The sequence below is a fragment of the Pseudomonas sp. Soil_N_39 genome, assembly GCF_057655955.1.
In genome coordinates this window covers 70,539-83,005 of record NZ_JBDGLI010000002.1, presented here as the reverse complement: position 1 = coordinate 83,005, position 12,467 = coordinate 70,539, and the positions used below count along the sequence as shown (strand labels likewise).

At 60.0% G+C, this 12,467-nt stretch carries 11 protein-coding genes; 2 read left to right on the top strand and 9 right to left on the bottom strand.

The genetic code is table 11. The features are described 5' to 3' along the window. The first annotated feature begins 151 nt into the window (after positions 1–151). Both AC3A5O_RS02740 and AC3A5O_RS02735 read left to right on the top strand, forming a co-directional pair. Positions 152–709 carry an adenylyltransferase/cytidyltransferase family protein gene (locus tag AC3A5O_RS02740; protein ID WP_122567669.1) on the top strand — a complete coding sequence of 186 codons (558 nt, stop codon included), beginning with the start codon at positions 152–154 and terminating at the stop codon, positions 707–709. After that, on the top strand, positions 699–1,406 hold the full coding sequence (locus tag AC3A5O_RS02735) for an NUDIX hydrolase (RefSeq protein ID WP_122567670.1): 708 nt from the start codon (positions 699–701) through the stop codon (positions 1,404–1,406). The genes AC3A5O_RS02740 and AC3A5O_RS02735 overlap by 11 nt, the downstream gene beginning before the upstream one ends. Positions 1,407–1,476: 70 nt before the next feature. Here the strand turns inward: AC3A5O_RS02735 and AC3A5O_RS02730 are convergent, their stop codons facing one another. The 9 genes from AC3A5O_RS02730 to AC3A5O_RS02690 form a co-directional block, all read right to left on the bottom strand. Then, positions 1,477–2,913: an FAD-binding oxidoreductase gene (locus tag AC3A5O_RS02730; protein WP_122567671.1), complete on the bottom strand. Its 1,437-nt coding sequence runs from the start codon at positions 2,911–2,913 to the stop codon at positions 1,477–1,479. A gap of 9 nt (positions 2,914–2,922) precedes the next feature. Then, positions 2,923–4,080 carry an L-talarate/galactarate dehydratase gene (locus AC3A5O_RS02725; protein WP_122567672.1) on the bottom strand — a complete coding sequence of 386 codons (1,158 nt, stop codon included), beginning with the start codon at positions 4,078–4,080 and terminating at the stop codon, positions 2,923–2,925. Between the two features lie 70 nt (positions 4,081–4,150). After that, a complete protein-coding gene (locus AC3A5O_RS02720; RefSeq protein ID WP_014340981.1) occupies positions 4,151–5,671 on the bottom strand; it encodes a tripartite tricarboxylate transporter permease in 1,521 nt (506 codons plus the stop codon). A gap of 9 nt (positions 5,672–5,680) precedes the next feature. Next, positions 5,681–6,154, bottom strand: coding sequence for a tripartite tricarboxylate transporter TctB family protein (locus AC3A5O_RS02715; protein WP_122567673.1), 474 nt, complete (start codon positions 6,152–6,154; stop codon positions 5,681–5,683). A gap of 76 nt (positions 6,155–6,230) precedes the next feature. Further along, positions 6,231–7,202, bottom strand: a complete 972-nt coding sequence (locus AC3A5O_RS02710) for a tripartite tricarboxylate transporter substrate binding protein (protein ID WP_122567674.1) — start codon at positions 7,200–7,202, stop codon at positions 6,231–6,233. Between the two features lie 521 nt (positions 7,203–7,723). Then, positions 7,724–9,556, bottom strand: a complete 1,833-nt coding sequence (gene glmS, locus AC3A5O_RS02705) for a glutamine--fructose-6-phosphate transaminase (isomerizing) (RefSeq protein ID WP_122567675.1) — start codon at positions 9,554–9,556, stop codon at positions 7,724–7,726. A 1-nt stretch (position 9,557) separates the two neighbouring features. Continuing rightward, positions 9,558–10,334: a DeoR/GlpR family DNA-binding transcription regulator gene (locus tag AC3A5O_RS02700; RefSeq protein ID WP_060739917.1), complete on the bottom strand. Its 777-nt coding sequence runs from the start codon at positions 10,332–10,334 to the stop codon at positions 9,558–9,560. A gap of 208 nt (positions 10,335–10,542) precedes the next feature. After that, complete coding sequence (gene glmU, locus AC3A5O_RS02695) at positions 10,543–11,910, bottom strand: bifunctional UDP-N-acetylglucosamine diphosphorylase/glucosamine-1-phosphate N-acetyltransferase GlmU (RefSeq protein WP_305468950.1); 1,368 nt, start codon at positions 11,908–11,910, stop codon at positions 10,543–10,545. 115 nt (positions 11,911–12,025) lie between these two features. Then, positions 12,026–12,451 carry a F0F1 ATP synthase subunit epsilon gene (locus AC3A5O_RS02690; protein ID WP_060739915.1) on the bottom strand — a complete coding sequence of 142 codons (426 nt, stop codon included), beginning with the start codon at positions 12,449–12,451 and terminating at the stop codon, positions 12,026–12,028. Between the last annotated feature and the right edge of the window lie 16 nt (positions 12,452–12,467).

Here is a 12,467-nt window from a genome sequence, read left to right as displayed (position 1 = left end):
ACATAAGATGTACTTTCATGACAACCTACTTGCAGAAAATATTTTTGATGATTGTTCTTTTATTCAATGGATATGGTTCAGAGCAGAGCAGGTTTTCATCAAAAAGATTTTGCTGATAGAGTACATGTCATGTACCAAAAGAGGATAAGCCATGTTCGAGATAGCCCTTTATGGCGGTGCCTTCAATCCGCCTCACGCAGGACACGCCCAAGTGATGATCGAGGCCTCGCGCCAGGCCAGACGCGTGTTGGTGGTGCCCAGCTTCAGGCATCCCGATGGCAAGCAAATGGTCGACTATGAGGTGCGCCTGAACTGGCTGGAATCGATCGTCGAGAAGGTTCAGCCGCTGTGCTGCGCCGAAGTGCGGGCAAGCCGGGTGGAGCAGGTCGTGGCCCGTGGCGTTGAAGGCGCCATCTACAGCTACACCCTGCTCGCCCACCTCGCCGACAGCCTGGCCCTGGACGGCAAGCGGATCGCGTTGGTGGTGGGTCGGGATGTCGCGGATCGGCTGCCGACCTTCTATCGCGGCCAGGAATTGCTGGCGCGTTTCTCCATCCTTTGCGTGGAGGAAAAGATCCACGTACGCAGCACGGTGGTTCGCGAACGACTGGCCCTGGGCAAGCCGCTTCCCAGCGACTGGATGGCACCCGGCATGAACCCGTTAAACTATGACCTTTACGCTACCCACGGAAATCGACATGCCCACTAGCACAGCCCCCGCGCGCGGTTATCTGCACACCATCGATCTCTGTGTGCTGCGCTTCTGCCGGGAGACCCAGGCGCTGGAAATCCTCCTGAACCGACGGGAAGCCGAGCCATTCGCCGGCCATTGGGCGCTGCCCGGGATCGTGGTCAATGGTGGCGTAGAAGATCTGACGCTGAACGACGCCGTGGAGCGCCTGCGCAATTCAAACAAGGTCGGCATGCCGCTGGCGTGGATCGAACAGGTCGGCACCGTCGGCGACGCGTTCCGCGATCCGCGCTGCTGGTCATCCTCGACGTTCTACCTGGCGATTGTCAGCGAGGCGGTCCAGCTCGCCGAACACCAGGGATTTTTTCCCCTCAAGGACGTCGCAGACGCCTCGATCAAACTTCCTTTCGACCACAACAGCCTGGTGGCGGCGGTCCAGGAGCGGTTGTTGTCCAAAGCCCTCTACAGCAGCCTGCCGCTGATGTTCCTGGGCCCGGAATTCAGCGCGCCGGAAGCGGTGAGCATTTTCTCCGTGGTGCTCGATCGCCCGGTGCTCAAGACCAGCATGCGCCAGCGTTTGCTGAAGATGACCGAGGCCGGTTATTTGCAGGAAACCGGTCGCAAAAAAAGCGGCGACGGCGGCCGCCCGCAACGCACGGTGGAAAATCTCAAACCGGGTAGCGTTTATCTGTTTGATCGGTGTTTTCTGGAGTAGCGCTTAGCGGGAAAGCGCAATCAGAGCCGTCTGATATTCGAGCGAGGAAGGCCAGCAGCGACCTACTCGATCACTCCAGTCCGGCAGTGAAGACCTTACCGGGGTTCATTAGCCCGGTCGGGTCCAGCGTACGTTTGATGGTACGCATCAGCTCCATCTCCAGAGGATCCTTGAAGCGGACCGCCGCGTCGGGTTTGGCTTGTCCCAGCCCATGTTCAGCACTGATGCTGCCGTTGAAAGCACGGGTCATACGGTAGATGACTTGCATGATCGCGTGTTCGCGGGCCTTGAACGAAGCGTCCGCATCGCCGACCGGCTTGCTGATGTTGTAGTGCAGATTGCCGTCGCCCATGTGGCCATAGGAAACGATGCGCACGCCCGGGAAGTCCTGTTGCAGGGCTTTGTCGGTGCGTTCAATGAATTCCGGTATCCGGCTCACGGGCACGCTGATGTCGTGCTTGAGGCTCGGCCCCTCATGATTCTGCGCCTCGGAAATACCTTCGCGCAGTGCCCACAGCGCCGCCGCCTGTGCCTGGTTGCTGGCAAGTACCGCATCGGTAACCCAACCCTGCTCAAAAGCATGAGCCAGGCCGTTTTCAAGCAACAGCGTCAATGGCGCATCGGGCACCGTGTCACGTAGCTCGATCAACGCGTACCAGGGATGTTTGGTTTCCAGTGGATCACTGCAACCCGCCACATGGTCCAGGACAAAGTCCAAGCTCTGGCGCGACATCATCTCGAAGCCCGTCAGGCGGTCGGCGCACAGGCTGCGAACATGGCCGATCAAGTCCACCGCCGCTTGCGGCGAAGGCAGCGCCACCCAGGCTGTCGCCGTGCTGTGGGTCGCCGGAAACAGTTTCAGCACCGCCGCCGTGATGATGCCCAGCGTGCCCTCCGAACCAATGAATAACTGCTTGAGGTCATAGCCGGTGTTGTCTTTACGCAAGCCCCGCAAGCCATTCCAGACGCGACCGTCAGGCAGCACCACTTCCAGGCCGAGGGTCAGCTCACGCATGTTGCCGTAGCGCAGCACCGCCGTGCCGCCGGCATTGGTCGCCAGGTTACCGCCCACCGTGCAGCTGCCCTGAGCCCCCAGCGACAGCGGAAACAGGCGACCGGCCTGGCTGGCGGCGTCCTGTAGCTGCTGCAATATCACCCCGGCCTCGACCGTGATGGTTTCATTGGCCAGGTCGATCTCACGGATGCGCTTCATCCGGGTCAAGGACAGCACCACCTGTCGACCGGAAGCGTCCGGGATCGAACCTCCGCACAACCCAGTGTTGCCTCCTTGAGGTACCAGCGCCACCCCAGCGTCATGGCAAAGCCGCACCACCGCCGCCACTTCCTCGGTGCTGCCAGGGCGCACCACCAACGCGGCCAAGCCTTGATAAGCGTTGCGCCAATCGGTCAGGTAGCCCTGCATGAGTTCGGGATCGCGCACCAGCCCGGCGGGACCGACCAAACGCTCGATGTTTTCGATCAACTCCTGACTCAACAGCGACGGCATCGTACCTCCTCAAGGGCGCTGGCCGATCTCGACCTGTTGCGCAGTCCAACCGGCGACTTGTTCGCTGAGCGACAGGCCAAGCCCTGGCCGGGTCGGCACGAGCATGCGTCCATCGCGGGTTTGCATGCGCTCGTTGAACAGCGGCTCCAGCCATTCGAAATGTTCCACCCAGGGCTCGCGGCTATAGGTGGCGGCTAAATGGATGTGCAGTTCCATGGCAAAGTGCGGCGCGATCATCAGCCCCGCCTGCTCGGCCAATGCCTGGACCTTGAGATAAGGGCTGATGCCACCGACACGGGGCGCGTCGGGCATCAGGTAATCGGCCGCGCGCAGCTTGATGAATTCCCAGTGCTCGGCAACGCTGGTGAGCATTTCACCGGTCGCGATCGGCGTATCGAATTGCTGGGCCAGCGCGGCATGACCTTCGGCGTCGTAGCAATCCAGCGGTTCCTCGATCCAGACCAGGTTGAGCGGCTCAAGGCGTCGGCACATGCGCTGTGCAGTGGGTCGGTCCCATTGCTGGTTGGCGTCGACCATCAAGGGGAAGTCATCCCCCAAGTGTTTGCGGATGGTGCTGACCCGGTGCAGATCCAGCGCCTGGTCAGGCTGGCCGACTTTGAGCTTGATCCCCCCGATACCCTTTTCCCGGGAGAGGTCGGTATTGATCATTAATTGTTCAAGAGGGGTGTGCAGGAAGCCACCCGACGTGTTGTAGCACTGGACAGAATCGCGATGGGCGCCAAGCAAGCGAGCCAGGGAAAGATTGGCCCGCTTGGCTTTCAAATCCCACAGGGCGACATCAAACGCACCGATCGCCTGGGTGGCCAGGCCGCTGCGCCCCACCGAGGCCCCCGCCCAGCAGAGCTTGTCCCACAATTTGGAAATGTCGCTGGGGTTTTCGCCAATGAGGCTGGGGGCGACTTCCTGGGCGTGGGCAAATTGCCCCGGGCCACCGGCGCGCTTGGAATAGCTGAACCCCAGGCCACGGTGGCCGTCCCTGGTTTCGATTTCCACAAACAGAATAGCGATTTCGGTCATTGGCTTTTGCCGACCGGTCAGCACCTTGGCATCGCTGATGGGGTTGGCCAATGGCAGAAAAACCGAGGCCACGCGCACCCAGGCAATGCGATCGTCATCGGCAGAAGACAGTTGAGGCGTGTCTTGCATGGCTATGCTCCGAACGTTTGGGTTCGGCTGCTGCAACACGGGTTCGTGTTACAGCAGCAATTGCAATGGGCTAGCTGCGCATCAATTCGATAGCAGCGCTTTTCCTGTTGCGAATGACCGTCACCAGGTGCCAGGAGATGGAGGCGGCGGCCAAGATGAGAAAGCCCGCTGAGATGGGATTGGTCAGGAAGCCGCCGAAGTTGCCATCGGACAGCATCAAGCCACGGCGCAAGTTGGTTTCAGCCATCGGACCGAGGATGAAGCCGATGATGAACGGTGCAATCGGCAAACCGGCTTTGACGAACCCGTACCCCAGCAAGCCAAACAGCAACACCGCCCAGACGTCGAAGATTCGGCTGTTCAGGCCAAAGGCGCCGACCACACAGAGCACCAGGATAATCGGCAACAGAATGTGCTTGGGCACCGCCAGCAGTTTGATGAACATGCGCAGGCCGTAGAACTCGAGCACCAGCATCAGCACGGAAGCGAGGATCAGCGCGGCGAAAATCGTGTAGACCAGCGGTGCCTGGCTGATGAACAGCAGGGGCCCGGGCTGGATGCCGTGGATCATGAAACCGCCCAGCATCACCGCCGTGGTGGTATCGCCGGGAATGCCCAGCGTCAGCAGCGGAATCATCGCGCCACCGATGCCGGCATTGTTAGCGGTCTCGCTGGCGACCACGCCGTCGATCTTGCCTTTGCCGAATTCCTCAGGGGTTTTCGAGCGTTTCTTGGCCACGATGTAAGAGACGATGTTCGACGTACCGGCACCGATGCCGGGCAAGATGCCTATACCAAGGCCAATCAGGGATGAACGAGTGGCGTTGGGCAGTTGGCCGACAAATTCCTTCATCGAAAAGCCGAAACCTTTCACGCCTTTCATGCTGACGTGCTGTGGTTTGGCCCGGTGGCTCAGGCGCGCACTCTCAGCAAACTTCAGCACTTCGGCGACGGCGAACATACCGATCATGACCGTCAACATGGCGAAGCCGCCATTGAGGCTCGGCAGGTCAAAGGTAAAGCGACGGATGGCCTCGACCGGGGCGATCCCCACCGTGGAGAAGGCAAAGCCCAGGGCACCGGCAAACAAGCCTTTGACCAGCGAGCCGGTGGACAGCGTAGCGATCAATGTCAGCGAGAAAATCGCGATGGAAAAGTATTCGTGCGGGCCAAAGCTCAGGGCCAGTTCCGCCAGGATCGGGGCGATGAACATCAACGCCGCGATACTGAAAATCGTGCCGAGAAACGAGAACACCACGCCAATCCCAAGGGCCTTGACGCCATGGCCTTGTTTCATCAGCGGCCAACCATCGAACGTCGTCGCGATGGAGGCCGGCGTTCCCGGTATGTTGAGCAATATCGCCGATATCAGCCCTCCAGAGGTGGCGCCGACGAACAGTGCCACCAGCAACGCCAGGCCAGGACCTGGCCCCATCGAGTAGGTCAGCGGCAAGCACAATGCGATCGCCATGGTAGCCGAGAGCCCGGGCACCGCACCAAAAACGATCCCCACCGCAACGCCGAGGGTGATAAGGAGAAAAACGTAGGGTGTAAGTACGGCCGCGAAGCCTGTTTGCATGAGTTCAATCATGGCCGTCCCCTAGAAATCCAATAAACCGACAGGCAGGAGCAAGTCGAAGCCATGGCGAAAAATGTAAAAAATCAGAACTGCCGAAACGACCGCTATCAACGCGTATTGAAGATGCTTGACCTTTTGTTCCGCGGGGGTCAGTACGATGAACTGGGCATAGAGATACAGCACCGTCATGATCACGAAACCCACGGTCTCCAGCAGCGCTGTAAAAAGCAGCACCAATGCCAGGGATTTGAAGACCGTTGGATAATCGATCGACTCAGGCTTTTCCGCCGGTTCAGGGCTTTTGTCCGGCAGCTTTCGCCACGCCCATAATTGCAACGCGCCCAACAGGCACAACGCGATGGCGAGCAGCCAGGGTACAAACGCGGCATCGACGAAACCGCGACGCGGCAGGTTCATGGTCAACACCAGATAAGCTACACCGGCGCCGAGCATGGCCAGGCCGGCAATCAGCTCTTTTCTTTTATAGGAATCCATACAGGCTCCTCTTGCTGGGAAGGACTGGTTGTCGGGCGCTGGCCAGCGTGGCGCGCACCCGAACCGTTACGCAAAATTATTTCGCTTTACGCATCTCGTCCTTGAACTCCATGAAGCTGTCGCGGGTTTTATTCAATGTAGCGATGGCTTCTTCGGGGCCCTGGAAGCTGACCGGCTGCTTGAAGGACTTCTTCAGTTCCTCGGCATATTCCGGCTCTTCGGTGATTTTCTTCATGGTGTCGGCCATTTTCTTGACGATGGCCGGGTCCGTACCTTTCGGGAAGGCAACGACGTAAGGCTTGTCCAGGATCAGGTCCACGCCTTGTTCCTTGAAGGTCTTGACGTCGCCCAGCAGCGCGTTGCGCTCAGCGTTGGGCTGGCCCAGGGCGGTCATCTTGCCGCTGGAAATGTAATCCTGGACCGAGCCATAGCTGATGGCGCCGAGGTCGATGCGCTTGCCCAGCAAGGCAACGATTTTTTCGGACACCGTGCCGCTGTCGACCATTTTCAGTTTCACGCCAGCGAGCTTCTCGAACATCAGGCCCTGCAGATGAGAGAAGTTGCCCATCTCGGTGCCGTAGGTGATGGTGCCGGGCTTGGCCTTGGCTTTTTCAATCAGTTGGTCGAGGCTGTCGATGCCCGAGCTTTTCGCCGAGACGAACACCGCGCCTTTGTCGACGCCGGCGATGCAGGAGATATCAAACGCATCAAAGCGGTCCTCCGACAGTCCCGCGACTTCGTTGACGATCAACTGGCCGGTGTGAGTGAACAGGATGGTATTGCCATCCGGCGCCGCGCTCTTGACCGCATCGGCGGCAATCGTCCCGCCCCCACCGGCCATATTGGTCACCACCATGGATTTGCCGGTGAGCTTGGTGAAGTACTTGGCCATCATTCGTGCGTTGAAATCCGTGTCACCGCCGGCGTTGGCAATCACCACCACCTGCACCGGACGGCTTGGCCAATCGCTGGCGTCGGCGGCCATCGCCGTGCCAGCGGTCAAGCTCAGGAAGGAGGCGATCAAAGAGGCGCAGAGTGTTTTCTTCATTATTGTTCTCCAGGTGCTGCCATTCATTGTGGGGTTGAAATTGAGCACAAAACGAGCACGCCCAGCGCTAACGCCTGGTGAGGCAGGCGCGCAGGCCTGAACGCTGGGATCGGGAAATTGGATTGCACTTGCGAGCCCGCACGGGGCTTTCGGGAAAGAGGGAAAGATAGCTGGCGTCCCGCGATAACGCGTGGGGACGGTAACCTACAAACTCGCTGGGCGGTAAATGTAGAAGACATGACTGCGCCTTTCGTTTTTATTATTTTCTTGGTCATACGTTGTCGTATGACTTGATCTCATCACCTATGCCCCATGTTGTCAACGCGGTTGTTCAGCGGCTCGCTGTGAATACGACGAACAGGGCTGGCGGCCAAGACGCAATTGAATCGTTGTTCCTGGCCTGAGCCGGCACAAAACTTTACTGTCAGCCATAAAAAACCCCCTGAATTCAGGGGGTTGGTTTTCTGTGAGGGTTTTCGGGTCCACGCCGACAGGCTGGCTCCCTTGCCTGCGCTACAGCCTTACTCAACCGTTACCGATTTAGCCAAATTACGCGGCTGGTCCACATCAGTCCCCTTGAGCACCGCGACGTAGTACGACAGCAGTTGCAACGGAATGGTGTAGAGGATCGGCGACAGGATGTCGTGGATGTGCGGCATGTGCACCACGTGGGTACCTTCGCCATTGGTCATGCCGGCCTTTTCGTCGGCAAAGACAATCAACTGACCGCCCCGGGCGCGGACTTCCTGCAGGTTGGACTTGAGCTTTTCCAGCAGCTCGTTGTTTGGCGCGACGGTGACCACCGGCATGTCGTTATCCACCAGCGCCAGCGGGCCGTGCTTGAGTTCACCGGCCGGGTAGGCCTCGGCGTGGATGTAGGAGATTTCCTTGAGTTTCAAGGCCCCTTCCATCGCCACCGGGAATTGCGCGCCACGGCCCAGGAACAGGGTGTGATTCTTCTCGGCGAATAGCTCGGCGATCTTTTCCACAGTGCTGTCCATGGCCAAGGCTTCACCCAGGCGGGCCGGCAGGCGACGCAGTTCTTCCACCAGCTTGGCCTCGACGCCTTCACCCAGGGTGCCGCGAACTTGGCCCAGGGACAAGGTCAGCAACAACAGGCCCACCAACTGGGTGGTGAACGCCTTGGTCGACGCCACGCCGATTTCACGGCCGGCCTGGGTCAGCAGGGTCAGGTCGGACTCACGCACCAGCGAGCTAATGCCGACGTTGCAGATCGCCAAGCTGGCGAGGAAGCCCAGTTCCTTGGCGTTGCGCAGGGCGGCCAGGGTATCGGCGGTTTCGCCGGACTGGGAAATGGTCACGAACAACGAGTCGGGTTGCACGACCACTTTGCGATAGCGGAACTCGCTGGCCACTTCGACCTGGCACGGGATACCGGCCAGCTCTTCCAGCCAGTAACGGGCGACCATGCCAGCGTGATAACTGGTGCCGCAGGCCACGATCTGCACGTTGCGGACCTTGGCGAACAACTCGGCCGCCTGTGGACCGAACGCCTGGACCAAGACCTGGCTCTGGCTCATGCGGCCTTCCAGGGTACGTTGCACCACGGCCGGTTGTTCGTGGATTTCCTTGAGCATGAAGTGGCGGAACTCGCCTTTGTCGGCGGCTTCGGCACCGTCGCGGTACTGGACGGTCTCACGCTCTACGCTTTTGCCATCGAGATCCCAGATCTGCACGCTGTCGCGGCGGATCTCGGCGATGTCGCCTTCTTCCAGGTACATGAAACGGTCGGTGACCTGACGCAGCGCCAACTGATCGGAAGCCAGGAAGTTTTCCCCCAGACCCAGGCCGATCACCAATGGGCTGCCACTGCGGGCTGCGACCAGGCGATCGGGTTGTTTCGCGCTGATGACCGCCAGGCCATAGGCACCGTGCAGCTCCTTGACGGTGGCCTTGAGGGCGACGGTCAGGTCCACCAGGTCCTTGAGCTTGTGGTTGAGCAGGTGGACGATGACTTCAGTGTCGGTGTCCGAAGTGAACACATAACCGAGCGCCTTGAGCTGTTCACGCAGGGCTTCATGGTTTTCGATGATGCCGTTGTGCACCACCGCCAGGTCGCCAGAGAAATGCGGGTGAGCGTTACGCTCGCACGGCGCGCCATGGGTGGCCCAACGGGTGTGGGCGATGCCCAGACGACCGAGCAGCGGTTCGGCGTCCAGCGCCTGCTCCAGCTCGCTGACCTTGCCCGGGCGACGCATGCGCTCAAGCTTCTCGTCGTTGGTGTACACCGCCACACCGGCGCTGTCGTAGCCGCGGTATTCCAGGCGCTTGAGGCCTTCGAGCAAGATTGCTGTGATGTTGCGTTCAGCAACGGCGCCGACAATTCCACACATGCTATTTCTCCTGGCTGACAGGCGCGCAGATCACGGTGATGCCGCGGGCCTGAATCTGATCGCGGGCCTCTACGGGCAGGCGATCATCGGTAATGAGGGTATGGACGCTGCTCCACGGCAGCTCCAGGTTGGGGATCTTGCGGCCGATCTTGTCGGCCTCCACCATCACGATGACTTCCCGGGCAACCTCAGCCATCACGCGGCTCAGGCCCAGCAGTTCGTTGAAAGTGGTGGTACCTCGAACCAGATCGATGCCGTCGGCGCCGATGAACAACTGGTCGAAATCGTAGGAACGCAGAACCTGCTCGGCCACCTGCCCCTGGAACGACTCGGAGTGAGGGTCCCACGTGCCGCCAGTCATCAACAGCACCGGCTCGTGCTCCAGTTCGCTCAAGGCATTGGCGACGTGCAGGGAATTGGTCATCACCACCAGGCCCGGCTGTTGGCCGAGTTGAGGGATCATGGCGGCGGTGGTGCTGCCGCTGTCGATGATGATCCGCGCGTGTTCGCGGATCCGCTTCACGGCGGCCCGGGCAATGGCGAGTTTGTACTTGGAGACGGTTTGCCCGTTATCGGCCACCAACTCCTGCGGCATCGGCACCGCGCCACCGTAGCGACGCAGCAGCAGGCCATTGGTTTCCAGGGCAGCTAGATCCTTGCGAATCGTAACCTCCGAGGTTTCGAAGCGCTTGGCCAGCTCATCCACACTGACCTCGCCCTGCTCTTGGAGCAAAGCAAGGATGTTGTGGCGGCGTTGTGGTGTATTGCGCTTCGACATGACGGGATAAGTTTCGATTCGAAAGATAACGTAAGCAATCAAAACCTATTGAAGGGATATCGTCAAGGCGGGAGAAGAAAAATTCAGAAATCCCCAAACACTGTGGGAGCGAGCTTGCTCGCGAAGAGGCCATGTCGGGCAATGATGCTTTACCTGATACACCGCTATCGCGAGCAAGCTCGCTCCCACAGAGGGGTTGTGGATAACTTTAGGGCTTCTTGATTTTTTCCGGCCGCTTCCAACCGTCGATATTGCGTTGGCGAGCGCGTGCCACCGCCAATTGGCCGTTATCCACATTCTGGGTGAGGGTCGAACCGGCCGCCGTGGTTGCACCGCTAGAGATATCCACAGGCGCCACCAAAGAGTTGTTGGAGCCGATGAAGACATCCTCACCCATGACGGTTTTCCACTTATTGGCGCCATCGTAATTGCAGGTGATGGTGCCGGCGCCAATGTTGGTGCGGGCGCCGACTTCAGCGTCACCCAGGTAGGTCAAGTGGCCGGCCTTGGCGTCTTCACCCAGGTGAGCGTTCTTGAGCTCGACAAAGTTACCCACATGGGCCCGGGCTTCCAGTACGGAGCCGGGACGCAACCGCGCAAACGGGCCGGCATCGCTGCCTTCGCCCATGACCGCGCCATCGAGGTGGCTGTTGGCCTTGATCACCACGCCTTTACGCAGGGTGCTGTCCTTGATCACGCAGTTCGGGCCGATGACCACGTCGTCTTCGATGAAAACTTTGCCTTCGAGGATGACGTTGATATCGATTACCACGTCGCGCCCCACGCTGACTTCACCGCGAACATCGAAACGGGACGGATCGCGCAGGGTCACGCCTTGGGCCATCAGGCGGCGGGCGGCGCGCAATTGATAGTGGCGCTCCAGCTCGGCCAGTTGCCGGCGATCGTTGGCGCCCTGCACTTCCATGGCGTCCAACGGCTGCTCAGTGGCAACGACCAGCCCATCAGCAACGGCCATGGCAATCACATCGGTCAGGTAGTACTCGCCCTGGGCGTTGTTATTCGACAGACGACTCATCCAGTCGCCCAGGCGCTCGGCCGGCACGGCGAGAATTCCGGTGTTGCCCTCGGTGATCGCGCGCTGGGCTTCGTTGGCGTCCTTTTGCTCAACAATCGCCGTCACCTGGCCGTCGGCGCTACGCACAATGCGACCGTAACCGGTAGGGTCATCCAGCTCGACGGTCAGCAGGCCCAACTGCTGGGGGGCGACGTGCTTGAGCAGGCGCTGCAAGGTCTCGACTTCGATCAGCGGCACATCGCCGTAGAGAATCAGCACCGTATCGGCGGTAATGAACGGGACGGCCTGGGCCACCGCATGGCCGGTACCCAGTTGTTTGTCCTGCAGGACGAAATTCAGGTCATCCGCCGCCAGGCGTTCGCGTACCGCATCGGCCCCATGGCCGATCACCACGTGAATGCGCTGTGGATCAAGTTGCCGCGCGCTGTGGATAACATGGCCGAGCATGGAATTGCCGGCGACCGGGTGCAAGACCTTGGGCAACGCCGAACGCATGCGGGTGCCTTGGCCGGCCGCGAGGATAACGATTTCAAGAGACATGACTGGCTACCAATCCTGGGTGGTCAGCGGCTGCGACCAGGTAATGAATGTGGGGAAAAGAAAAAAGGGTAGCCGAGGCTACCCTTTTTAATCAATCGCACAGAAAGCGGACGGCTTAGCCGCCGAACTTCTTGCGGATCTGCTGGACGGTGCGCAGCTGGGCTGCGGCCTCGGCCAGACGTGCGGCAGCAGAGCCGTAGTCGAATTCCGCGCCGCGCTCGTGCAGGGCCTTCTCAGCGGCCTTGACGGCCTCCTGAGCGGAGGCTTCGTCCAGGTCGGCAGCACGTTGCACGGTGTCGGCAAGGACCTTGACCATGTTCGGCTGAACCTCGAGGAAACCACCGGAGATGTAGAACACCTCCCGTTCCCCGCCCTGCTTGGTCAGAGTAATCGGACCTGGCTTCAAGCTGGTGATCAGCGGTGCGTGACCCAGGGCGATACCAAGATCACCCAGCTCACCGTGCGCAACCACAAACTCGACCAGACCGGAGAAGATTTCCCCTTCCGCACTGACGATATCGCAATGGACTGTCATAGCCATCTGATTGCCTCAACCT

Bases quoted from the DNA above. Each gene is read 5' to 3' on its own strand.
- AC3A5O_RS02690 (WP_060739915.1), bottom strand. From the start codon at position 12,451: ATGGCTATGACAGTCCATTGCGATATCGTCAGTGCGGAAGGGGAAATC.
- glmS (WP_122567675.1), bottom strand. From the start codon at position 9,556: ATGTGTGGAATTGTCGGCGCCGTTGCTGAACGCAACATCACAGCAATC.
- AC3A5O_RS02700 (WP_060739917.1), bottom strand. From the start codon at position 10,334: ATGTCGAAGCGCAATACACCACAACGCCGCCACAACATCCTTGCTTTG.
- AC3A5O_RS02735 (WP_122567670.1), top strand. From the start codon at position 699: ATGCCCACTAGCACAGCCCCCGCGCGCGGTTATCTGCACACCATCGAT.
- AC3A5O_RS02740 (WP_122567669.1), top strand. From the start codon at position 152: ATGTTCGAGATAGCCCTTTATGGCGGTGCCTTCAATCCGCCTCACGCA.
- AC3A5O_RS02730 (WP_122567671.1), bottom strand. From the start codon at position 2,913: ATGCCGTCGCTGTTGAGTCAGGAGTTGATCGAAAACATCGAGCGTTTG.
- AC3A5O_RS02710 (WP_122567674.1), bottom strand. From the start codon at position 7,202: ATGAAGAAAACACTCTGCGCCTCTTTGATCGCCTCCTTCCTGAGCTTG.
- AC3A5O_RS02715 (WP_122567673.1), bottom strand. From the start codon at position 6,154: ATGGATTCCTATAAAAGAAAAGAGCTGATTGCCGGCCTGGCCATGCTC.
- AC3A5O_RS02725 (WP_122567672.1), bottom strand. From the start codon at position 4,080: ATGCAAGACACGCCTCAACTGTCTTCTGCCGATGACGATCGCATTGCC.
- glmU (WP_305468950.1), bottom strand. From the start codon at position 11,910: ATGTCTCTTGAAATCGTTATCCTCGCGGCCGGCCAAGGCACCCGCATG.
- AC3A5O_RS02720 (WP_014340981.1), bottom strand. From the start codon at position 5,671: ATGATTGAACTCATGCAAACAGGCTTCGCGGCCGTACTTACACCCTAC.